The 25889-nt window shown below is 28.9% G+C and carries 19 protein-coding genes; 18 read left to right on the forward strand and 1 reads right to left on the reverse strand.

The window, feature by feature from the left end; genetic code table 11:
- The 10 genes from HCG76_RS16690 to HCG76_RS16735 form a co-directional block, all read left to right on the forward strand.
- Positions 1-1090 (forward strand): rhamnulokinase (locus tag HCG76_RS16690; RefSeq protein ID WP_221701384.1); only part of this gene is annotated, 1090 nt, incomplete at its 5' end.
- Positions 1084-1524 carry an RbsD/FucU family protein gene (locus HCG76_RS16695; RefSeq protein WP_221701383.1) on the forward strand — a complete coding sequence of 147 codons (441 nt, stop codon included), beginning with the start codon at positions 1084-1086 and terminating at the stop codon, positions 1522-1524. The genes HCG76_RS16690 and HCG76_RS16695, both read left to right, overlap by 7 nt.
- 26 nt (positions 1525-1550) lie before the next feature.
- Complete coding sequence (locus HCG76_RS16700) at positions 1551-2255, forward strand: class II aldolase/adducin family protein (protein WP_221701382.1); 705 nt, start codon at positions 1551-1553, stop codon at positions 2253-2255.
- Between the two features lie 36 nt (positions 2256-2291).
- Entirely contained in the window at positions 2292-3635 is a 1344-nt protein-coding gene (fucP, locus tag HCG76_RS16705; protein WP_260458176.1) for an L-fucose:H+ symporter permease, read from the forward strand.
- 287 nt (positions 3636-3922) lie between these two features.
- Positions 3923-4993, forward strand: a complete 1071-nt coding sequence (locus tag HCG76_RS16710) for a glycerol dehydrogenase (RefSeq protein WP_221701381.1) — start codon at positions 3923-3925, stop codon at positions 4991-4993.
- Positions 4994-5261: 268 nt separating this feature from the next.
- Complete coding sequence (locus tag HCG76_RS16715; protein WP_221701380.1) at positions 5262-6272, forward strand: phosphate/phosphite/phosphonate ABC transporter substrate-binding protein; 1011 nt, start codon at positions 5262-5264, stop codon at positions 6270-6272.
- Between the two features lie 180 nt (positions 6273-6452).
- Positions 6453-7217, forward strand: a complete 765-nt coding sequence (gene phnC, locus HCG76_RS16720; RefSeq protein WP_221701379.1) for a phosphonate ABC transporter ATP-binding protein — start codon at positions 6453-6455, stop codon at positions 7215-7217.
- Between the two features lie 2 nt (positions 7218-7219).
- On the forward strand, positions 7220-8044 hold the full coding sequence (phnE, locus tag HCG76_RS16725) for a phosphonate ABC transporter, permease protein PhnE (RefSeq protein ID WP_221701378.1): 825 nt from the start codon (positions 7220-7222) through the stop codon (positions 8042-8044).
- Position 8045: 1 nt separating this feature from the next.
- A complete protein-coding gene (phnE, locus tag HCG76_RS16730; RefSeq protein ID WP_221701377.1) occupies positions 8046-8852 on the forward strand; it encodes a phosphonate ABC transporter, permease protein PhnE in 807 nt (268 codons plus the stop codon).
- A gap of 184 nt (positions 8853-9036) precedes the next feature.
- Positions 9037-11130, forward strand: coding sequence for a sensor domain-containing diguanylate cyclase (locus HCG76_RS16735; RefSeq protein WP_221701376.1), 2094 nt, complete (start codon positions 9037-9039; stop codon positions 11128-11130).
- Positions 11131-11382: 252 nt separating this feature from the next.
- Here the strand turns inward: HCG76_RS16735 and HCG76_RS16740 are convergent, their stop codons facing one another.
- On the reverse strand, positions 11383-12897 hold the full coding sequence (locus HCG76_RS16740) for a bifunctional metallophosphatase/5'-nucleotidase (RefSeq protein WP_221701375.1): 1515 nt from the start codon (positions 12895-12897) through the stop codon (positions 11383-11385).
- A 323-nt stretch (positions 12898-13220) separates the two neighbouring features.
- Here HCG76_RS16740 and HCG76_RS16745 point away from each other — a divergent pair, with 323 nt between their 5' ends.
- From HCG76_RS16745 to HCG76_RS16780, 8 genes are all read left to right on the forward strand, one after another.
- Entirely contained in the window at positions 13221-14048 is an 828-nt protein-coding gene (locus HCG76_RS16745) for an alpha/beta hydrolase (RefSeq protein ID WP_221701374.1), read from the forward strand.
- A gap of 185 nt (positions 14049-14233) precedes the next feature.
- Positions 14234-14539, forward strand: a complete 306-nt coding sequence (trxA, locus tag HCG76_RS16750; protein WP_221701373.1) for a thioredoxin — start codon at positions 14234-14236, stop codon at positions 14537-14539.
- Between the two features lie 240 nt (positions 14540-14779).
- Positions 14780-20461: an endo-alpha-N-acetylgalactosaminidase family protein gene (locus HCG76_RS16755; RefSeq protein ID WP_221701372.1), complete on the forward strand. Its 5682-nt coding sequence runs from the start codon at positions 14780-14782 to the stop codon at positions 20459-20461.
- A 171-nt stretch (positions 20462-20632) separates the two neighbouring features.
- Positions 20633-23170 (forward strand): Helicase associated domain protein, encoded by a 2538-nt coding sequence (locus HCG76_RS16760; protein WP_221701371.1) that lies wholly within the window; start codon positions 20633-20635, stop codon positions 23168-23170.
- Positions 23171-23412: 242 nt separating this feature from the next.
- The gene (locus HCG76_RS16765) at positions 23413-24228 is read left to right on the forward strand and encodes an aldo/keto reductase (protein WP_221701370.1); all 816 of its coding nucleotides are present in this window, start codon (positions 23413-23415) and stop codon (positions 24226-24228) included.
- Positions 24229-24401: 173 nt separating this feature from the next.
- Positions 24402-24803, forward strand: a complete 402-nt coding sequence (locus HCG76_RS16770) for an FGGY family carbohydrate kinase (RefSeq protein WP_221701369.1) — start codon at positions 24402-24404, stop codon at positions 24801-24803.
- Complete coding sequence (locus tag HCG76_RS16775; RefSeq protein WP_221701368.1) at positions 24772-25242, forward strand: FGGY-family carbohydrate kinase; 471 nt, start codon at positions 24772-24774, stop codon at positions 25240-25242. The genes HCG76_RS16770 and HCG76_RS16775 overlap by 32 nt, the downstream gene beginning before the upstream one ends.
- Before the next feature lie 156 nt (positions 25243-25398).
- Positions 25399-25806 (forward strand): hypothetical protein, encoded by a 408-nt coding sequence (locus HCG76_RS16780; RefSeq protein WP_221701367.1) that lies wholly within the window; start codon positions 25399-25401, stop codon positions 25804-25806.
- Positions 25807-25889: the final 83 nt, after the last annotated feature.

A 25889-nucleotide genomic window follows, 5' to 3' on the forward strand; every position in this document is an offset into this window, starting at 1 on the left:
AATTATAGCAAGGATTTATCATGAATGTTTTTTTATTTTATTCAGTTGTAAAATTATTCAAGTATTTTTGCACTATTATAGTAATTACTTATTAACTGGTAAAAAGGTTTCAGAAAATTCAATAGCATCAACAACTCAAATTTTTGATGCTAGAAATAGAGTTTGGTCTAATGAGGTAATAGAAGCATTAGGGTTACCTAAAAAGATATTTACTAAAATAGTTCCTAGTGGAACTGTAATAGGACAAGTATCAAAAGAAATAGTAGAAGAACTTGAAATAGATAGCTGTGATGTTATTGCAGTAGCTGGACATGATACACAATGTGCATTAGTGTCAGTACCTGCAGAAGAAAAGGATTTTGTATTCTTAAGCTGTGGAACATGGTCATTACTTGGAACAGAGCTAGATGAGCCAATTATAGATGAAAAGTCTAGTTTTTATAATATTACTAATGAAGGAGCTTATGGAGATAAGGCATCTTTCTTAAAAAATATTATAGGATTATGGTTAATACAAGAAAGTAAGAGACAATGGGAAAGAGAAGGCATAGAGTATAATTTCAGTGAATTAGAAAAATTGGCAAATGAAGCAGAGCCTTTTAAATGCTTCATAGATCCAGATGATCCAATCTTTGTACCCGCAGGAAATATTCCTGAAAGAATTAGAGAATATTGTTTGAAAACTAACCAAGAAGTACCTGAAACTGTAGGAGAAATAGTTAGATGTATAAACGAAAGTTTAGCATTAAAATATAGAGCTGCATTAGAAGAAATAATGGATTCAACAGGTAAAACATATCCTACTATGTATATGGTAGGTGGAGGAATCCAAAGTAAATTATTATGTCAGATGACAGCTAATTCTTGTAATTGTAAGGTATCATCAGGGCCTGTAGAAGCAACTGTTTTAGGAAATATTGCAATACAATTAATGGCTTCAAATGAAATAGAAAGTTTAGAAGAGGCACGTAGTATTATTAGAAATTCTCAAGGAATTACTTATTATGAACCACAAGATAAAGAAGAGTGGGACAAACAGTTTAATAGATTTAAAGAGATAATACAAGCGAAGGAGGTTGTAACATGCTAAAAAATATACCACAAATTTTGTCTCCAGAATTATTAAAAGTTCTATGTGAAATGGGACATAGTGATCAAGTAGTTTTATCTGATGGAAATTTTCCAGCTGAAAGTATGGGGAGTAATAGTATAGTAATTCGTTGTGATGGTCATGGAGTACCTGAATTATTAGATGCCATATTAAAGGTATTTCCGTTAGATACTTATGTAGAAAAACCTGTAAACTTAATGGAAGTTATGCCAGGCGATAATACAGAAACACCTATCTGGAATACTTACAAAGAAATAATAGCAAAACATGATAGCCGTGGAGCAGAAACAGTAGGAACTATAGAAAGATTTAAATTTTATGATGAAGCAAAAAAGGCATATGCAATTATAGCAACAGGTGAAAAAGCATTATATGCCAATATTATATTACAAAAAGGAGTAGTAGTAGAGTAAATCTGCTTATATGGGAGGAATTAATAATGGAAAATGTAAAAACTTTAAGTTATATGGAAGTAAGAGAGCAAATTTGTGATGTATGTCATAAGATGTGGCAATTAGGATGGGTTGCAGCTAATGATGGTAATGTAAGTGTTAAATTAGATGATGGAACATTTTTAGCAACACCAACAGGAATAAGTAAAAGTTTCATTACTCCAGAAAAGTTAGTTCGTATTGATGCTAATGGTGAAGTTTTAGAAGGTCAAGAAGGTGCAAAGCCATCATCTGAAATAAAGATGCATTTAAGATGTTATCAAGAAAGAGAAGATGTAAGAGCAGTAGTACATGCTCATCCACCAACAGCTACAGGATTTGCAGTTGCTCACTTAGATATGGATAGATATACTATGATAGAAACTGTAATAGCTATAGGATATATACCAGTAACACCATATGGAACACCATCTACTTATGAAGTTCCAGATGCAATAGCACCATATTTAAAAGAACATGATGTAATGTTATTAGAAAACCATGGAGCATTAACTGTAGGTACAGATTTAATAAATGCTTATTATAGAATGGAAACTTTAGAATTATATGCCAAAATAAGTTTAACAGCTCATTTATTAGGTGGAGAAAAAGAGATATCAAAAGAAAATGTAAATAGATTAATAGGTATGAGAAAGGGATACGGGGTAACTGGTAAGCACCCTGGGTTTAAAAGATATAGGGTAGAAAAATAAAAATATTATTAGATGAGAGATGTGAGGGGGATGAGAATGGAAAATAAACTAAAAGATGTTAGAGGTGTTAGTGTAAACGATATAAACACTATGGAAGTAATTCCAAAAAAATATAGAATTCACTTTATAATGCTTGTATCATGTTTTATACTTTGGGGATTATTAAATAACATGACTGATAATTTAGTACCTGCATTTGGTAAAATATTTATGCTTGAAGCAGCAGATGCATCACTTACGCAAGTTGCGTTTTATGGGTCATATGCAGTACTTGCATTACCAGCAGCAATTTTAATAAAGAAATATTCATATAGACAAGGTGTTTTAGTAGGGCTTGGATTATATATAGTAGGGGCTATAGGTTATATTCCAGCAGCAATAACACAAAACTTTAATTTATTCTTAGGTTCTGTTTTCGTATTAGCAGGTGGTTTATCTATACTTGAAACTACTTGTAATCCATATGTCATCTCTCTTGGACCTGAAGAGACAAGCGTTCGTCGTCTTAATATGGCACAAGCTTTTAATCCATTAGGATCTCTAGCAGGTATATTAATGGCTAAATTCTTTATATTAAGTAACTTAAATCCAGCAACTTATGAAGAGCGTGTAGCAATGACTCCAGAAGCTTTAAGTGCAATTAGATCAAATGAATTATTATGGGTATGTGTACCATATGTTGGATTAGTTGCTATTGCATTAGTAATATGGATATTCTTTAAGAGAAATAAGAGTTCTGAAAAAGATAATTCAGGTGCTCTTAATATAGGAACTTCAATAAAGAAACTTATAAAAATACCACGTTATGCTTTAGGGGTTATAGCTCAATTCTTCTATGTTGGTGTTCAAATAGCAGTTTGGACTTGGACAATAGGATATGTAATGACTACTATGGGACTTGATGAAGCAGCAGCTTCTAAATATTACTTAATTGCTATAGTTGGATTTATAGCATGCAGATGGGGATGTACAGCTCTTATGAAATATTTTGATCCAGCTAAAATGATGGCAGTGTTTGCTGTAGGTGGAATATTATGTAGCTTAGGAACTATCTATTTACCTACTAATAAATCAGTATGGTGTTTAGTTGCAATATCAGCTTGTATGTCATTAATGTTCCCAACTATTTATGGTATAGCTCTTAAGGATTTAGGAGAAGAAGTTAAGGTTGGAGCTGCAGGACTTATAATGGCTATACTTGGTGGTGCAGTAATAACTCCATTCATGGGTAAATTAATAGATACAGGATCATTAGCGTCAATAGTTCCAGCATTTACAGGAGCTGAAGCAGCAATTCGTTCTTCATTCTTAGTACCAGTTGTATGTTTCGCTGTAGTATTAGTATATTCATTAATTTATAGAGAAAAGAAAAATGCATAATAAAAATAGATAATAAAATTTGTTAATTTTAAATTTGTAAAAGTATGAGAATAGAATTTATCAAAATTCTATTCTCATACTTTAATTTCTAATTCAGCTTAGATGAATTATTCCTTAATTTTTAACTCTTACTTCTTCACTATTAACTTAATAAATTCCTTCGTAATTTATCTTTATATAGTTTTAAAGCATTATTTCTATTCTTTGTAGGTTATATGATAAATTTTATATTTATAGTATAATATGGATATTCATATATTGAATTTTATGGGAAGGATGGTCAAAAGATGAAGATTAATATGCCAAATAACTATATTCAAGAAAGAGGAGCAATTAGCAAAATAGCTACATACTTTCAGCAAATAATGAAGGACAATGTATTAATCCTTATGGATGAGTTTTCTTATACTAATATAAAAGAGAAAGTAACTGAAGGATTTAAGGAGTATTATGTTAATTACATAGTAGAAATATTTAAAGGTGAATGTTGTATGGAAAATATTAATACTATTATAGAAAAATCAAATAGTAATAATATTAAGTGTGTAATAGGTATTGGTGGAGGAAAGGTTTTAGATGTAGCAAAAGCAGTAGGACATTTTGGAGATATGAAATATATAATGGTTCCAACAGCAGCATCTACTGATGGGCCAGGTAGTAAGATAGCTGTTTTATATGAAAGTGATGGTACTTTTAAAGAGTATATAAATTTACATAGTAATCCATATGGTATAATTGTTGATACAGAAATTATAGCAAATGCTCCAGTAAGACTATTAAAAGCTGGTATTGGAGATGCGCTTTCAACATATTTTGAAACAGAAGCGGGATATTATGGCGATGTAGAAAGGAAAGGATTTAGTGATATTTCTTTAACTGCCAGGGGTTTATCTAGAGAATGTTTTGATGTAATAATGAATAATGCACATTTAGCAGTACAAGCTGTGGAAAATAAAGAAGTAAATGAAGCGTTAGATAGGGTAATTGAGGCAATTATTTATTTAAGCTGTGTAGGATTTGAAAATGGGTCGTTAGCAGCAGCACATTCAATAGCTAATGCGCTAACAAGTACTTCTAAGTATAATAGCTTTATGCATGGTGAGAAAGTTGCTTTTGGAACTATAGTACAATTGTTATTAGAAAATAAAGAATGGGAATTAGTAAGTAAGGTTAGAAATATTTGCAGGGAAATAAATCTTCCATATAAAGCAAAACAAATAGGTATAGAAAGTGAAGATGAATTAGATTATATTGTTCAGATGGCATATAATTACAATCAGCCAATACATAATATGAAAAAGGAATTTATAGATAAAGATAGTATTAAGTTATCTATAAAGTTTACAGATAAATTATAATTTACAAGAGAATGTATGAAAATTCTATTTTCACTCTTACTTCTTAACTCTTCACTATAATAAATTGTAGTTTTAATACACTGCTTTTTATTATTGTCATAAATGGTTAAAAATAAAAAATAATAAAAATAAGGAATGTTATCTGAAAAAGTTAAAAATGTGTTAAAAATATTAAAAAATAGATAAAAAAATGTATAAAAATGCAGAAAGTGATGATATAATGAAAAAGTAAAAAATATCTAAAAAACAAAAGATGGAGAGGTAAAAAATGAAAAAATTATTAGCATTACTTTCAGTTTTTGTACTAAGTATGGGACTATTTGTTGGTTGTGGATCAAGTGAAGCAGCTAACGATGAATTAGTTGTATATTTTGTACCGTCAAGAAATCCTGAAGAAATTAAGGAAGCAACAGCACCTTTATCAGAAATGTTAAAGAATGAATTAGCTGAATTAGGGTATGATTTCAAAAATGTAAAAATTGAAGTTGGGACAAGCTTCGAAGCAGTTGGTGAATCATTATCAGCTGGTACTGCACAAGTTGGATTTATTCCAGGGGGAACTTATGTATTATATGATGATGGTGTAGATGTTGCATTAACAGCAACTAGATTTGGATTAAACCATGATTCAGAAAACCCTGCTGATTGGAATACAGCACCAACAGAAAATACAGATAAGAAAGTTACTTACTACAGATCATTAGTAATAGCTGGTCCAAGTGCAAAAGGACAAGAGTTAGCTGCTAAGATTAACAATGGAGAAAAGTTAACTTTAGAAGATATTCAAAGTGCTACATGGGGAGTTTCTTCAAACACAACTTCACCAGCAGGATATATTTATCCAAGTCTTTGGTTACAAGAAAACTATGGAATATCAATAACAGACCTTAATAATAAGGTTGCTTTAGATAACTATGCTACTTCATTATCTCAATTAGCAAGTGGACAAATTGATGTAATGGTAACATATGCAGATGCTCGTTTAGACTATGCTGAACAATGGAATTCAGATTTTGGAAGAACAGCTTCTATATGGGATGAAACAAATGTTATAGGTGTAACTGATGGTGTATATAACGATACAATATCAGTAACTAAAGATCCTTCAATGACTCCAGAGTTAAAAGAAGCTATACAAAAAGCTTTCATTAACATAGGTAACACTGAAGAAGGACAAGAAATTATCTCTATATATAGCCACAAAGGTTATGAAATAGCTGATGATGCTAACTATGATGCTGAAAGAAAAGCTCAAGAATTAATTAAATCTATGCAATAAATAAAAATTGAATCTTGATTTAGTTAATTAACCTAATTTATTTAACCAAAATGGATATAAGTTAGATTAATAAGTCTTTATATTAAATGAGTTCATGGAGACATGAACTCATTTTGTACGTAAAGGAATTGCATGAAAAATATTCATAAATATGATAAAAAAAGAATGTGAGGGAAACTAGTGATTAAGTTTGAGAGAGTAAATAAGGTTTATCCAAATGGATTACATGCATTAAAGAATATATCACTTGAAATAAACCAAGGTGAATTTGTAGCAATAATAGGATTATCAGGAGCGGGTAAATCTACATTATTAAGAACAATTAATAGAATGCATGATATTAGCGAAGGATCATTAACTGTAGATGGAGAAGAAGTAAATTCTTTAAAAGGGAAAGAGTTAAGAAAATTTAGACGTAAAGTTGGAATGGTGTTCCAATCATTTAACTTAGTAACAAGAACTACAGTTATAAATAACGTTTTAACTTCAAGAGTGCCTGATATGCCATTATGGAAATCTATTATTGGACTATATTCTAAAGAAGATAAGGTTATTGCATTAGAAGCTTTAGATAAGGTTGGAATATTGGATAAGGCTTATGTTAGAGCAGATCAACTTTCAGGTGGACAACAACAAAGAGTTGCTTTAGCTAGAACTTTAGCTCAAAAGCCAGAAATAATACTTGCTGATGAACCAGTTGCAGCATTAGATCCTATAACTGCAACAGCAGTTATGGACGACTTTAAGAAAATTAATAAAGAACTTAATATGTCAGTATTAATAAATATTCACCATGTAGATTTAGCATTAAAGTATGCTGATAGAGTTATCGGAATAAAGGCAGGAGAAATAGTATATGATGGACCATCAAAAGATGTAGATAGTGAGGTCTTAAAGCAAATATACGGCCGTGAATTAGCTGATGATGAAGTAATGGGGGCTTAATTATGTTAGAAAAATTAAAATGTATATTTAAGCCAAAGAAAATTGCTTTAAAAGATGGTAGAGAAGTTCAGCCACCTACTCCAGTTGCACCATTTGTAATAATTGGATTACTTTTAGCTTTAATTATTGCTGGGAATGTAACAGGATTTAATTTTGAAACATTAATGAAAAGAGGAAATCAATTCTTTGTAATTTTAAAGGATATGTTTCCACCAGATTTTAGTTATATAAAAGCTGTAATTCCACCACTTGTAGAAACTATAAAAATATCTGTTTTAGGTTCATTAATAGGTAGCTTTATAGCAATTCCTTTTGCTATGTTATGTTCAGTTAATATTAATAAATCTAAGATAGTGTTAAACTTAGTTAGAGTTGTAATGAGTATTACAAGAACATTACCAACATTAATAATTGCATTAATATCAACTTATATATTTGGGTTAGGTACATTTGCAGGAACAGTAGCAATATCAATATTTACATTTGGTATTGTAACTAAAATGTTATATGAAAAAATAGAAACAGTTGATATGGGACCTTTTGAGGCTATGGAAGCTGTGGGAGCAACAAGAGTAAAAGCCTTTGTTGGATCAATAATGCCACAAATAATGCCTTCATATTTATCTATTTGTCTGTATAGCTTAGAAATAAACGTTAGAGCTGCAGCTATCCTTGGATATGTAGGGGCTGGTGGTATTGGTCTTATTTTAAATGAGAAAATTGGATGGAGAGAATATGACAAGGTTGGTATGATTCTTGTTATGTTATTCATTACAGTTGTAATTATAGAAAATGTAAGTAAATACATAAGAGAAAGGTTAGGGTAAAATGGAATTAGCAATTAAAAATCAATTAGAAAAAGAACCAAATAAGTGGCTACATAAAGCCCTAACTGTATTATTTGTTGTGCTTGTAATAGTATGGGCATCAAAAGGTATAAATTATAGTGGGATTAAGGAAAGTGGAATTGATATTGCTAAAAATGTAATGTCAGGAATTTTACATCCAGATATGCAAATGTTACTTGATTTTAAAGAAGGTGTTCCAGCTTTATTATTAGAAACGGTTTGTATTGCTTTAATTGGTACCTTAATAGGGACAATACTAGCAATACCTTTAGCATTTATATCAGCTAGTAATTTAATGCCTAAATGGATAAGCACTGTAGGATTATTTATTATAGCAGCTCTTAGAACATTCCCAGCATTTGTTTATGGGTTAATGTTTATTCGTGTAACTGGACCTGGTGCCTTTGCAGGGGTTCTTACAGTTTCAGTAATATCCATAGGTATGATAGCTAAATTATTTATTGAAGCTATAGAAGACTTAGATACTAAAATATTAGAATCTTTAGATGCTGCAGGATGTAATACATTTGAGAAAATAAGATATGGAATACTTCCACAATTATTTACAGATTTTATTTCTACTGCAATATATAGATTTGAAATTAATATAAAAGATGCATCAGTACTTGGATTAGTTGGTGCAGGTGGAATAGGTGCTCCATTAATATTTGCAATGAATGCATTTAACTGGTCAGAGGTTGGTGCTATTCTTTGTGGATTAGTAGTTTTAGTATTAGTGGTAGAAAGACTTTCAACTAAAATTAGAACTAAGCTTGCAAGAGGATAACAATTATTAATAATAATTTATGAATGAAGCCGGTATTAACCGGCTTTTAATTTTTATTATTGAAAAAGTACTTTGATAATTATTCATTTGTAGTATAATATATAAGTAAAAAGATTTGTGGAAGTACAAACCAATAATGGTATTAAATTGAATATGAGGTTTGAATAGTGGAGAATAAAAATGTATGGTTAATGAGCCTAAGTATTTTAGAGAAGAATTTGAGAGATTAAAGGTAGAGGAATTATATATAAGTAACATAATTGATAAAATTAATTTTTATAGTAATAAAGAAGCAAAGGAAATGCTATATGAATTAATTGAGTTTACTAAAAAAAATAGCCTAATGAAAGCATACCCTTGGGTTTTATATAAATTAGGAAAAATATATATTGCAGAAGATCAAGTTAATAATGCTGATAAATTATTTAGAGAATCATATAAGATTTTTCAGGAAAATAATATTAAAGAAGGTATACTAGCAGTTATTAATGGATTTATGGCAAGTGAATGTATGCAACATAAGTATACATCAGCAGTACAGTGGGCAATTAAAGGAATAAAGTTAGCAGATGAGGTTAATGATCCTGAATTTTTAATAGCTATTAAAGGAAACTTAGCAGGAATATATATGGCTATAGATGAGTATAAAAAGGCTATAGAAATATTAGAAGAAATTGAACAGACTCCATGGCTTAGTACCGATTTAAATAAGGTTGCAATATATTTAAATAGAGTTATATGTGAGCAAAGTATTAATAACTTAGAGAAGGCACTTTATTATATTTATTATATTGAAGAATATGCATTAAAAAATCCAAACACAACAGTAAATTGGCTTCTTGAGAAAGCAAGGATATATATTAAAAAAGGTTTGTATAATGAAGCTGAAGAAATGCTATTAGAATGTTGTGAACTTTGTGATAAAATTGAAGCTCATGAGGTTAAAAGTCAAGTTATTCTTTATTTAAGTGAAATAGATATAATTAATAAAAAATATGAAATGGCAATTGAAAGACTTAAAAGTATTGAAAAGAAAATACTAGATGATAGAGTTATGTGTAGTATGAAGCATATGTATAATTATTTTAATCTAGCTTACAAAGGATTAGAAGATTATAAGAGTGCTTATATAAGCTTAGAAAAACTTACAGCCATCGAAAGGCAGTTAACGGAAATTAAATCTGCTACTATTTTTAGTGTTTTAGATGAACAAAAGAAAGAAATAGTAGAAAAAAATTATAAATTATTATATGAGCAAAACAAACTTATTTATAAAGTTGGACAAAAGATCATATCAAATCTTAATAAAAACAATATTTTTAAGGTAATTGCCAAGGAAATAAAAAATGTTATAAAATACGATATTATTCAAATTATAACTTATAATGAAGAGAAAGATAATTATCAATATCAACTAGTAATTGAGAGAGATAAAATAATTACTTTAAATAATAAAGAAGTATATAAAGGCGGTTTTGCAAGTTATAGTATTAGACATAAGGAAGACTTAATTATTAATGACATAGAAAATGAACATCAACGTTATATTGAAAATTTTGATGAGTATAGAAATTATATTAGTAAAGCGAAAGATTGGGAAAGTCTACAAGTTGCTAATTCTTTGTTGTTTGTACCTATGATAATAAAGAATAAGGTATTAGGAGTAATATGTGTTCAACACTATGAAAAAGATGTATTTGACTTAAGAGATTTAACTAGTTTAAAACTATTATCCACATATATTGCAATTGCTTTAGATAATGCATCTTTATATAAAAGAGTTAAATATAATGCAAACTATGATGATTTAACAGGTATTTTTAATAGACGCAAAGCCATTGAAAAAATAAATAAATTAAAGGATAAATCAAGAAATTTTAATGAAGATTATTATATCGCTATGATTGATATTGATAATTTCAAAAAAATTAATGATGTGTATGGACATATTGCAGGAGACAGGATTCTAATTGAGATAGCCGCAACAATTAGAAATTCGATTGGAGAAAATGATATAGTTGGAAGATATGGTGGAGAAGAATTTATAGTTATAGTAAAAGAAAATAATGGTAATTTAACTGATATTATAGAAGGAATTAGAAGAAATATTGAAGATTTAAATATAAAAATTGATAATAGGAATGTTATTAAGGTAACAGCTAGCATTGGTGTTAAAAGATTTGATATAAATAACAGAACTTTAGAAGAAAATATAGCTTTAGCAGATAAATCTTTATATAAAGCAAAGACTTTAGGAAAAAACAAGGTTGTGTATTAAAATATAAGATTATAAATGAGGATAATTGGATTTAATAAAAATAAGAGGGAAAAATCATTGAGTAAATACGAAGAGTTGAATAAAAGTACAAAGCAATCTATTAAGTGAAGAGTGAAGAAGTAAGAGTGAAAAGTTAAGGAGTAGTTCAGCTTAGCTGAATTTTAAAAATATATATTATAAGAAATTGCCATGGCAGTTTCAACCTTAACTTTTCACTATTCACTCTTATCTTAAATAAAATTGCTTTGTAATTTATTTAATTGTATTAATGTATTTAGTTGTATCAACTGTAACTTTAGGATTGTTTTTAAAGTAATTTATAATAACTTCAGGCATTTCAATTAATATTTCCTTTACAACAGGACAGTTTTCGTAGAATTCATATCCTCCAGCACCACTTGCTCTATAGTTATTCATAACTAATGTTAAAGCTTTGTTATCTTGAAGTTCTTTACCATTATACTTAATAGAAATAACTCTATTACCAATTTCATTATTTAGATCAAAAGTATATTCTATATTAGCAAAGTAATCATAATTATAATGTTCAACCTTTGGCTTTAAGAAACTTTCAGATATTGTAATATTACCATTATCATTGTTAAGGTAACTAGCAGATCTTTCTAAAGCTAATTTTAAAATTTCTCTATTTACTTCAAGTACAACTAATGTATTTGGGTATGGATAAGTTGACATAATGTCTCTTACTGTTACATCTTTATTAAATCCTTTTATTACATTTGCAAATGAAGTACAAGCTATTTCTGCTTTACTTGCATCTAATTGTATTTGGTTTATAAAGTTAGCTAAATGAGAGCCATTTAAAGCCATATCAACACGGTCAGTAGGTTGAAGAGCTTTATCTAAGAAACCAGCAGGAGTATCTAGCCATTCTTGAACTTTATTTTCAAGAGATAAGAATTTTTCATACATTTCGTTGTTTGGATTAATAGTTAGCTCCTTTAATGTTGAAGATATTTCTTTAGTGCCATTAGGACTTAAAGAAAGCTTTAACTCTAAGAATTTACTTCCATTATGAGGAGTTTGTGCTATATGAGTTCCATTAAGATTCATATTATAAATCGGTAGATGTTGATGTCCTGTAAGAAGAATATCAAAATCAAATTCCTTACATATTTTATAAGCAATATTTTCAGATGTAGTACTTAATTGTTTATGTGAATCTAAATCATATTCAAATCCACCATGATAAATACCAATTACTAAATCACATTGTTCTCTAACTTCATCATAATATTTTTTTACAGAATTAAAAGTATCTGTAATATTTATATCTTTTATATTTTCAGGACGTTCCCATCTATTAATAAAATCAGTAGTAAAACCAATTAATCCAACTTTTAATCCATTTTCCATAGTTTTTATTTCATATGGAAGAATAGGTAGTTCTTTAGTTGTATCTATAACATTTGTACAAAGACATTTTGCATCTAAGCTAGTTAAGTATTTTTTTAGATAGTCTTTACCATAATTAAAATCATGATTTCCAAGTGTTATATAGTCATATCCTCCAGTATTCATAATTGTTGCTACTGGATGAATATCAAACTCAGAATTACTTAAATAGTTTGTAAATGGTGAACCCTGGATAGTATCACCACCATCAATTATTAAAGTGTTTCCATCCTTCTCAAAACTATTAATAATGTTTAATAATCCTATGTTTTTTTCGTTTCTTTCTACATAGTCTGTTGGATAAACATAACCATGTAGGTCAGATGTGAAATAAATTTTTAGTTCCTTCATTATTAGTACCTCCTCTTTAGTAATATTAAGTATGTATAAATTGCGGTTACTTCTATATAAATCTAGAAGTAATTATCTAGGTATATGTTAGTTGTTATCTCATACATAAAAAATAAATAGAGTGTTACAACCACTAAACATAAGATAGATTATAGCATATCTTTAAATGGTTTGTTACAAAAGGAAAATTTAATAATATAATTAAAGTATTGTATTTTAAAACTAATATTATAGGTTGTATAAAAAAACTAACCTTATTAAAATAATATTGAGGATTTTATTATAGGTTTAGAATTCATTTTATATTATGAGGAGAAGAGAAAATGATATATGAGAGATTGAAAATTAAAGAAATAAGTAATAATTTAAAAAATAGTGAAGCTATTATAAGTGCATATATTCCAGAAAACAGTAAAGAAATAAATATAAATAAAAAAAGAAAAACAATTATTATTTGTCCAGGTGGAGGATATGGATTTACATCAGATAGAGAAGCAGAGCCAATTGCTTTAAAGTTTATGGCACAAGGCTTCAATGCAATTGTACTTAGATATAGTATTGCTCCAACAAGATATCCTAATGCTCTTTTAGAATTGGCTGAAACGGTGAATTATGTGCGTGAAAAAGAAGTTGAGTGGAATGTAAATAAGGAAAAAGTTATAGTTTGTGGTTTTTCGGCAGGTGGACATTTGGCAGGCAGTCTAGGAGTGTTATGGAATAGTGAATTTATTGATATGCATTTAGGAATTGAAGCAGAGTCTATTAAACCTAATGGAATGATATTATGTTATCCAGTTATAACAAGTGGGGAGTTTGCTCATAGCGGTTCCTTTGATAATTTACTTGGAGAAAAGGAAAAAGAGATAAGAAGGGAAGAGTTATCTTTAGAAAAGCTAGTATCTAAGGATACACCTAAAACATTTTTATGGCATACTTTTAATGACTGTACAGTTCCGGTTAAAAATTCATTATTATTTTCAAATGCACTAGCAGAACAAAGTATTCCTTTTGAACTTCATATATATCCTAATGGAGTTCATGGCTTAGGTTTGTGTGAAGACAGTACTGCGACAAATGGGAAAAGTGAACATATAGATGAACATGTAGCAAGTTGGTTTAAGCTAGCATGTGAGTGGATTAATAATTTATAATGATATTTTAATGTTTAAGGCTTAGCAGAAGTATTTGCTAAGCTTTAATTATATTATTAATATATATGTGACAAAATTACACAAGGAAAGTTTAATCAGAAACATTAAATAGTTAATTGAATATAATTTAGAGAGAAGAAAAAGAATATAAGAGTTGTTTTTATAAATTACAGGAGTGAACTATTATGAAAATTATTAAAGAATCAGAATTTATCAATGAAGTTCAAGAGGGTCTAGTTTTAGTAGATTTTTATGCTGATTGGTGTGGACCTTGTAAAATGCTTACAACAGTATTAGAAGAGATTAATAATGAAGATGAAGAAGTAAGAGTTATTAAGGTTAATATTGATGATGCAAAATTTTTAGCAAATTATTATAAAATACAATCAATACCTACATTAATATTATTAAAAGATGGTCAATTTTTACACCGAATGGTTGGATTTAGACCTAAAAAAAATATACAAGAACTAATAGCAAAGGGGAAATAAAAAAATAAGTATAAAATGTCTTAAATTTATATTTGAGACGTTTTATACTTATTTTTTTGAGAATATAAATTCAGATATTTAGTTAAAAAATATAAAAAACGCAAGATAATTATATAAATTCACAACTTCGATAAGGAAAAATGTGGGAAAATAATATAAAATATAAATAGATGGTGTAAAGGTATACAATTAAATTGAAGTTTGTTTGGGTAAACAAGAGTTAAATAGGGAGGTATCATTATGATAAAAAGAAAATCTATGAATAAGAAAATTGCTCTTATAATAGCTACTGCAGTAACAGTAGGTCAGATTCCAGTATCTGCATTAGCTGAAAATAATACCACACTAATAGTTGAAAATAATACTGTAGAGAGTGTTGCAGAGGAGTATGGCTATATTCAAGAGTATGATAATTATTCAAGTACATCTTGGACAAACCTAATAGGAAATGGAACTATTGTTAAGAACATGGATAATGAAGTTCCAGGAACAGAAGGGAAAAATGGCTATCTAGAAATTACAAGAGATACTGGTGCTAATAATCAATTAGTATTTGTAGAAAATCAAAGTCCTAGTGTAAAAGATTTTGAAGCAGAAGTAAGATTTCAGCTGAATCCAGAAGAAGGAAAAAAAGCAGGAAGATTTGGACTTGTATTCAGAGGACAAGATGCTAATACTTATGGATTTGTTGGGTATAACGGAGGAGAAACAGCAGAAGGAAAATGGCTTATAGAAACTCCAACAGTATGGAAAGATGATATTACAGGACCAACAATTGCAGCTGGTGAATGGGTAACTATGAAAGTTAAGGTTCAAAGAAGTAATTTAACTTTAACTGTAAATGATACTGAAATATTTAATGACACTGTTAACATGGGTGACTTCCCTCAAGAGGCAGGTAAGCTTGGATATAGAACATGGTTTGATAATAAGAGTATAAATGTTGACTATTTAAAAGTTAAGTCACTTGATAATGAGGCAGTAACTGATATACAAGAAGTAGAAGAGCTAAATATATCTACATTATTAAAAGCTAAACCAGAATTACCATACAAAGTTAATGTAACTTATTCTGATGGAACAAAAGGTCAAGAAGTTGTAATTTGGGATTATATTGACCCAGCACAATATGGAGAGGTAGGATCTTTTGTTGTTGAAGGTACAATTAAAGGTTCTGCAGAAGGAACACCAAAGGCTAAGGCTAATGTTACGGTTAGAGAAAAAATACAATATTCAACTGATTTTGAAACGCCTGAAACTAGTGGTGATTGGCAAGTTTTAAAACCAACAGGACTTTCTGCAACAGTAAGTAATGGTGCTGTTAATGTTCCTATGAATGGTGTTGCTATATCAGCAGATATGGATTGTCCAGATGTTAAGAACTTTGTATATGAAACTGATTTTACTGTGAATAGTGATACCGGAAGAATTGGGTTAGGGTTTAGAGTAAAGGATGCTAAAAACTGGGGAGCTATTTGTTATGATGCAGGTTCATGGGTATGGAAAGCAAGTACAAATGGATCAGAAAGTTATGGTTCTTTCCCAGGATCAAAGAAGTTAGAGGCAAATAAAACTTATAGAATGAAAGCTGAAGTTGAAGATAATAAAATTACATTATCTATAGATGGTGAAGTTATAGGTAGTGCAACATCAGATAAATTGCCAACATCAGCAGGTAAGATAGGATTAGTTGGATGGTTTGGTAATAAGACTGTTACTTTAGATAATGTTAATGTAGCTGAAATTGCTGCTGAAACAGATGCAGATTTACCAGAAGTAGTAGAGCAAACTATTGAGTCTGACATAATGACAGTTAAGTTAGATAATACTTTTCCAAGAGTTATAGAATATAATTGGAAGGATGATGGTTCAACATTAATAGGACAAGAAACTAGAAGTAATAAAGTTAACCTTAATGGTAAAAACTATAATCCAGTAGTTGAATGTGTCACTGAAGGGAATAAAGCTACTTATACAATGGCTATTGATGAAATTGGTGTTACCTTAACAACAGTTATGTCTGTAGAAGATAATAAAATAAGATTAGAAATAACTAATATTGAAGAAACAGGAGACTTTAAAGTTAAGAAAGTATCATTACCAAATCAAAGCTTTGCAGAAGTAAGAAGTGATAACGGTGGAGCTATGGCAGCTGTATTATCAACTGGAGCTTGGCATCAAATAACTGATGAAATAAGCACTGTTGAAGATTTAGAACCATCAACTAAGGCTAAGACTTATGCATTTGTTAATGATAATGATTTTGCTATAGCAGTAAATAACAATGTTATAGAATATTCTAGTAGAATACTTTTAAATACTGAAAATAGAAATGGATATAAGAGTACAAGCATTGGAACAGGAGCTTGGACATATAGAGAAGTGCTTAATACAGAATCAGATGTAGATTTCTACAGCCATGAAGAAAATTTATGGGCAGAAGCTTATATAACAAAGGATATGAATGAAGATGAAGCAATAAATTGGCAAGATGCTGCAATTGAATATAGAAATAGAGTTGAAGCACCATTAGGGGCTGAAGATTTAAAGAATAGCCTTTCATATATTGCATTTAATATAGGTTATACTCAAAGTCCATTCTTAAGAACTTTAGATACAGTTAAAAAGTTATCTAATTACACTGACGGATTTGGACAAATGGTACTTGAAAAAGGATATCAAGCTGAAGGTCATGATGATTCAATTCCTGACTACGGCGGACATATTGGTATAAGACAAGGTGGAGTTGAAGATTTTAACACATTAATCGAAGAAGGAGCTAAATATAATGCTAAGTTTGGTGTTCATATAAATGCTACAGAATATCAATTAGATGCATTCCAATATCCAGACAATGGTTCTGTAAATACAAATGCTCCAGGATGGAACTGGTTAGACCAAGCTTATTATGTAGATCAAAGAGCTGATTTAACAACAGGTGAGTTATTCAGAAGATTAGATATGTTAAAAGAAGATTTACCTAACTTAGGATGGGTATATGTTGACGTTTATACAGGTAATGGATGGAATGCTCATCAACTTGGAGAAAAGTTAAATGATTTAGGATATCAAGTTGCAACAGAGTTCCATAGTCCTCTTGAAGAACATGTAACTTGGACTCACTGGGGAGCAGACCCTGCATATCCAAATCAAGGTGGAACAAGTGAAATATTAAGATTCATTAGAAATAGTACTAAGGATGGATTCTTATCTGATCCAATTTTAAAAGGAAATAAACATTTATTATCTAATGGATGGGGTAACAATCACTCAATAGAAGGTGTAAATGGTATAGAAAGATTCTATAATCAAGTATTACCTACTAAATATATGCAACACTTTGAAATAATGTCTAGAACTGACGATGAAGTTAAATTTACTGATAACTTAGTAGGGGTTAGAGAAGGGGCTGATATTAATTACTATAAAGATGGTAAATTAGTAGCTACTACTCCAGAAAACACTTATAACAGTATTGGTGAAGGAAAGACAAAATTATTCTTAGAATGGAATTTTGATGAAGAAGAAGATACAAAGATTTATCACTGGAATCCACTTGGAACTTCTTCAGAATGGGATTTACCACAAGGATGGGAAAACCTTTCTACAGTAGAAGTATATGAATTAACTGATATTGGAAGAGAACATGTTAAATCAGTTCCAGTAGTAAATGGTAAGGTTCAATTAGATGTTGAAAAAAATACTCCATACCTTGTAACAAAGGGTGAAGTTGAAGAAAAGAGAATTGAGGATTGGGGTTATGGTTCACAAATAAAGGAACCAGGATTTGACTCTCAAGAGTGGACAACTTGGTCAAAGGATTCAAAGGAAGGAAATACAGATCATATTACTTTTGCAAATGAAACAGTAGGAAGAAGAGCTGGTAATGATGTTGTATCAATTTCTAATAAAGAAGGTAGTATATCACAAACTATTGAAGGATTAGAATCAGGTAAAACTTATTCAATATCTGCATGGGTTAAGAATGATGGAAATAGACAAGTTACTTTAGGTGTAAACTGTGGAGATGAAGAATTAACTAATGTAATAACTAGGGGATCATTTGCTAGATCTGGTGAAGGTCATAAATATTTAGATGATAGATTCCAAAGAATGGAGATTGAAGTTACAGTACCAGCAGGTGTAACTACTGCAGATATTTATCTTACTGCAGAAGCTGGAGATGGTGATGTATTAATTGATGACTTCAGAATTTGGGAACATCCAGGTCATACAAATAGAGATGGTTATGTATTCTATGAAGATTTTGAAAATGTAGATGAAGGTATTACACCATTCTTCTTAGCACCAGGAAGAGGAACTTCAAATAGATCTCACTTAGCAGAAAAAGATTTACTTGGAAGACAAAAAATGAGCTGGGTACTTGATGGAAGATTCTCATTAAAGACTAATCAACAATCTGGTGAAACTGGACAAATGTTAGTAACTGATGATTCAACATTTAAGTTAGAACCTAATAAAACTTATGAACTAGGTTTCTTATACTCACTTAAGAATGATGCACCAGGTTACTCAGTAAATATTAAATCAAGAAGTGAAGGAACATTAGTAAATATACCTCTTGAAGCAACTGGTGTTGAAAGTGGAGAATACACTAAGACAAGCTCTAAGAGTAAGACATTTACTACTGGTAACAAAGATGATTACTATATTTCAGTTGATAAGGGTTCAGGATATGCTGACTTAATATTAGACAATATTTATGTTGTTGAAATTGATGAAAGTGTTGAAAATCCAGTAATTGATAGAGTAAACTTAGGATCTGCAATTACTGAAGTAGCAGTAGATGGAAGCGTTGATTTATCATTATTATCAATAAAGGCATTAATGAATAATGGTTCTCCAGCTAGTTTAGAAGGAGCAGAAATTGAATATGTTGTTGGTAATGAAGAAGTTGCTAAAGTTCAAGATGGAAAGTTAATTGGATTAAAAGATGGTAACACTACATTATCAGTTAAAGTAACACTTAGTGATAATAGCATAGTTACTTCTAATACTATAAATATTAAAGTTGGTGAAGGAGCTGAAGATGGTGGAGAAGTAACACCACCAGTTGAAGATGTATTTAAAATGCATTTAGAAATTGCTATAGAAGAAGCTAATAAGGTTACAGATAAAGAACTTTCAAATGTTGTACCTGCAGTTGTAGAAGAATTTAAAGCTGCATTAGCAGAAGCAGAAGCTTTACTAGAAAGCGGAAAATACACTCAAGATCAAGTAGATAAAGCATTTGATAGATTAAGTGCTGCAATGCAAATGTTATCTTTTGAAAAGGGAGATAAGGAGCAATTACAACAATTAGTAGATAAAATTAGCAAGTTAGATGCTAGTGAATATATAGATAGTACTTGGGCTAAGTTAGAGGTTGCTTTAGGGCAAGCAAATACTGTTATAGCTGATGAGAACGCATTAGAAGCAGAAGTTTCTAAGAGCTATGATCAATTAATAAGATCATTCTTAGAATTAAGATTAAAACCAAACAAAGACAAGTTACAAGATTTAATAAATAAGGTAGAAGGCTTAGATGCAAGTAAATATACTGAAAAATCTTGGAATGTTTTAATGGATAAAGTAGCTAAAGCTAAGGCTGTAATGGAAGATGGAGAAGCTACTGAAAAAGATGTTGCTAATTCAGAAAAAGAATTAAGTAAGGCAATAGATGGATTAATTGTTGCTGATGCAAGTGGAAACAATGGCGGAAGCAATAATGGTGGAGATTCTAATAATGGTGGAAGCAATAATAGCGGAAGCTCTAATAACAACGGAAGCTCTAACAACAATGGAGGAAATAAAGGAAATTCAAATTTACCAAAAACAGGAGGAACTCCAGCTGCTGCAGTAGGTTTATTTGGTACAGTTATTGCAACAATTGGTGCTGTAATCTTTAAGAAAAAGAAATAATTAACCTTTAATAGGTAAAATAATAGTAGGATGTATTAGAAACTTTCTGATACATCCTACTTATTTGATTTATAGAAAATATTAAAAACTTGTATTTATAATTACATCTAATTTATTATTTAAGTATATAATATATAGAATTAATGACATTTTAGGAGCAAGACAGGGAATATGAATAATAATGAAAGTATATTGCAAGAATTAAAAGAACTAACATATAAAAAGAAGAGTCATTTGATAAAAGAGAAGCTGAATTTTATGGATAAACTTATAAAGGGAAGGATATTTGAAAAATATTTAGCATTTTTATTTGAAGGTAATGGTTATATAGCAACAATAAATGGCGGTTCACATGATGGTGGAGCAGATATAATATTATCTGCTCCTGATAATCCTAATAAGGTTTCTTGGATAATACAAGCAAAAAATACAGTGAGACCTTTAGGTAATCCTAATATTATTGAAGAATTATTAAAGTTTGAAAAAGAAAGTAGTAAGAAGTATAACTGCAAATATTTTATGATAATTTCATTAAATGGATATGTAGAAAATGCAAATATGTTTAATAGGACAAGCATGGCTTTAGAGGAATTTGATTATGTTGAAGAATTGATAAATAATTACACAGAAAAGAATCAGTATGGAATATTATTGCCAGATTTAAAGCCTCATAATAGATATACATATAAAGAGGTTAAAGCAATTTTAGAAAGTGATAATAGAGTAGCGGTGCCAAATGCAACAGGAACGGGGAAAAGTTTTATTATTCTTCAAATTTTATTTACTTATAGAGATAAGAAGGCTATTATTTTAGCTCCTACTAATGAAATATTAGATAGATTGAAAAGAATAGCACCATGGAGTATTACTAAGAGTAAATTTTATACTTATAGTAAGTTCTCATCTTTATATTCAAAAGGGAAATTAGAAAATGTAAGTGTTGATTTAATTATTTTAGATGAATTGCATAGAGCTGGAGCATTAAGTTGGGGAAAAGCTGTTAAATATATATTGCAAGAAAATAATGAGGCTAAAGTTGTAGGACTTTCAGCAACACCAATAAGATTTTTAGATAATAATAGAGACATGATTAATGAATTGCTCTATGGAAATTCAACTACTCCAATAAGTCTATCAGATGCAATAGTTAGAAAAATTTTGCCTATGCCAATTTATGTTTCTGCCATGTATGATTTAGACAAGGAAATTGATAAGAAGCTTAAGTTAATGAAAAAGATGAACATACCATTAGAGGATAAGAAAAAGTATATAGAAGAACTTAGTATATACAGAAGTAAGTGGGAAAATGAAAGTAGAGTAGAAAATATAATAAAAAAACATTTACCACATAGAAAAAAATTAAAGTTTATAGTTTTTTGTGAAAATAATAAGCATTTATTAGAGATGAAGGATACAGTTATAGGCTGGTTTAAAAGTGCTTTAAGTGAAAATATTAGTATAAGTTCTTATATTGTAACTTCTACTAATACAAAAAATAAAGAAAATTTAGAGGCTTTTGAAGGTGAAAATAGTGAAAATGAATTAAAGCTACTCTTTTGTATAAGTAAGTTAAATGAAGGAATACACATTAATAATATAACGGGAATAGTTATGCTTAGAAATACTAAGTCACCAAGTGTATATTATCAACAGTTAGGAAGATGTCTTACAGCAGATTCCGTAGATAAAACTCCAATAGTATTTGACTTTGTAGATAATATAGATAATTTAGAGCTTGTTAACTTTAGAAAAAAATTAGAAGTAGCAAATGAAATAAACAATCTTTATAGAAAACAAATAGGATTGTATGATGAGGAAATTAGACTTTCTTTATATGAAGAACATGAAGATGTTATTTCACAGTTAAAAAATATAGAAAGAAAAATCACTTATAATTGGGATGAATCATTTGAAAGCTTATTAAAGTTTAAAGAAATTAATGGACATTTAAATGTACCTAAAGATGAAGAGTATTCAAGATTATATAGTTGGGTTAGTCTTCAAAGAACTCTTTATAATAAAAATATATTAAATGAAGAATTTGTTGCGAGATTAGATTCTATAGGATTTATATGGAATATTAGTCTTTATAAGTATAAAGAAAATTATAGAAAATATGAAAAACTAATTATTGATTCTTATGAAAAAGAAATAAGCCATTATAAAATTATAAATGAAAAATATTATACTACTATATATAAGCAAGATTCATTAATATCAGAATATGAAGATGGATGTATTTTATCTGAAAAAGAGTTTATTACAAGGTGGTGGGATAAGCAGATTAAGGAGTTTCAATCTAATAAACTAGATGATCAAAGAAAAGCTATAATAATTAATGAATTTAGAGAAATATTAAGATTTCAGGAAAATAAGTGGATTTATAGCGTATTTAAAATAATCCATTTTTATAATAAAGTTAAGGAGATTTATAATATAGATTGTTATTTAAATAGAATTGCTCCAAATAAGAAGAGGTTTATTGAACATGTAATTTCAATGTATCATAATAAGCAATTAATAGAAAATACTATAGAAAAAAACTTGCCTAATGCTTTTAAAAGTATAGGGATTAAGCTTGATAATGAAGAAGGTAAAAATAGAAAATTTATAGCTTCTCTAATATCGGAAAATAAATTTATTTTTGACATAAAAGAATTTATTGATGATATAAATTATATTTACTTTGAAGATATGATTAATTTATAAGATATACTATTACTTGAAAATATTTATTATATTGCTGTAATGAGTATACTAGGATGTAATTTTAATTATAAAAATACAAAATTTTTAATGCCATTAAAATTAAAAATCTCATTTATAGGAAAAAAGTGTCGCAGATAGCAATTAAAAAAGCATTAAATTATATTTTTATTAATAAGTATTATAGTAGTAATCGTGTGTTAGATAATAATATCGAAAATATGTAATGAATAGGGAGAGGGCTTATGGATAGCTATAGGATTTTAACAAATGAAGTTAAAATACCAAGCATTGGGTTTGGAACTTATAAACTAGAAGATGAAAGTGAAACTAGGGATGTTATTAAAAATGCTTTAAAGGTTGGATATAGATTTATAGATACAGCATCCTTTTATGGTAATGAAGAGAGTATAGGTAGAGCTATTAAAGAAAGTGAAGTTAGAAGAGGAGATATATTTTTATCAACTAAGATTTGGAATGATAAGCATGGATATGATAAAGCTATAAAGTCATTTGAAGAGTCTATGCGAAAATTAGATATTGATTATTTAGATTTATTATTAATAAATTGGCCGACAAAATTTAATAGTGAAACTTGGAAAGCATTTGAAGATCTTTATGAGTTAGGCAAGGTTAGGGCTATTGGTGTATGTAATTTTAAGATTAAGAATTTAGAGGCTTTGAGAAAAACAGCTAAAATAATGCCAATGGTAAATGAAATTGAAGTACATCCATGTTTTTCTCAAAAGAGCTTAGTTAGTTATTGTAATAATTATAAGATTCAAGTTGTAGGATATAGTCCAATTATGAAGGGGCAATTGTTAGAAGTTCCTTTAATGATGGATTTAGCAGAAAAATATGATAAAACCATTGCTCAAATAGCTTTAAGATGGCATATTCAAAAAGGAATTATTCCTATTCCAAAGTCATCTCATTATGGAAGGATGAGTGATAATATTGATGTTTTTAATTTTGAGTTATCTGATGAGGATATGAGAAAAATTGATAATTTAGATAGAAATGAAACTGTTACAATAGTTCCTGGAGGAACTATTTATTAGTTAACAAAACAAACAATTTATAACTCCCCATAATAATTTTGGGGGGTATTTTTTATTAAATTTTATGTACAAAATAAGTAAATATAGTATATAATTACTTAATACAGATATTTATGAAATCTATTGTAAAAGATGAAATTTATAAATGGAATTGCCATGTTAGGAGAATTATTATGAATGTATTAGTTTTAGATATTGGTACATCTAGTATGAGAGGAATTTTATTTAAGGAAAATGGGAAAAAACTTTTTATAACACAAAAAAGCTATAGACTAATTAATAAAAAAGGTGGAATTGTAGAGCAAGAAGTTTCAGTTTTAAAAGATGCACTATATTATGTAGTAGATAAAGTAGTAAAAGAGGCAAAGAGAATTTCAGAAGAAATTGATGTTATTTCAGTTACAGGACAAAGATCTTCTATTATTGTTGTAGATGAAAATGGACAACCATTATGCAATTCAATTATGTGGCAAGATGTGAGAAATTCAGAAGTATGTGATAAGCTTTTGAGTAAAAATGATACAATTTTTGAGAAAAGTGGATGTGGGGTTAACACTATATTTTCAGGGGCGTAGTACTCCTGATTGGAACTCTAAGGCACAAGCAGTTTTTTCTAATATATCATTAGCTACTAAAAGACAAGATATATTAAAGGGGATTTTAGAAGGAGTATTTATTGAGATAAATAATAATATTCAAAGATTAAAAAAATATGTAGATATAAAACATATTTATGTAAGTGGAGGCCTTACTAAGAGTAGCTTAATTAATCAGATGCAGGCTGATGTATATGGAGTACCTATCTATATTATGGAAGAGTGTGAATCAACAGCACTTGGGGCTCTTATTGTTACTCTTTATAATTTAGGGATATATAATACAATAGATGAGGCATTTGAAATAATAAATAAAAATAGAAATGTTGAAGTTTATTCTGTTAATGAAATTAAATATAAGGAATATGAGAAGAAGCAAAAAGATATTAATGAGTTATATAGAAAAATATATGCTTAATTTTTTATTAAATACAATGTTATAAAAAAAGTATCATTTATTAACATAATTGCATTTAATATATTATAGAAAAATTTTATAGGTGACAGTCTTATGATTTAGAGAATAAATTTAAGTTTTTAAGTTTAGTTTAAATAATATAAGTGGGTATAAAACATGGAAATAACGGATTTTTTAACTCAAAATTTTCTATCATCATTTATAGGGACTTTAGTTGCTGTAGAGCTAATAGTATTTACTACTAAAGATTTTCCACTTATAAAGAGAATACCAACAAGACTATATACTTTTAGTTGGGCTATTATACATTTGATTATTGTAAAATTTACCGGTGGGGTTATGGAATTAAATGTAGAATGTATTTATAGATTATTTATAAATGCGTTAGTAGTAACATTAATACTATGTGGTGGATATGATACAATAATTCAAAGGCTTAATGTTATAATAGGAAATGGAGAAAAAATAGAAAAGGGTAGTGCAAAAAAAACAGAGAAAAATAACATAGTTGAAAATAAAGATATAAAGCAAATTTCAGATGAAAATAATATAGAAAGCAAATAAAAAAATAAGGAGCTGTCGCAATAGCGGGTAAAAAAATCCGCTAGCGATAGCTCTTTTTCTATATTTTCAAAAAAATAATTGTA

Origin of the sequence: Clostridium sp. K13 (genome assembly GCF_019734195.1) — a bacterium.
Lineage (GTDB): Bacteria > Bacillota > Clostridia > Clostridiales > Clostridiaceae > Clostridium.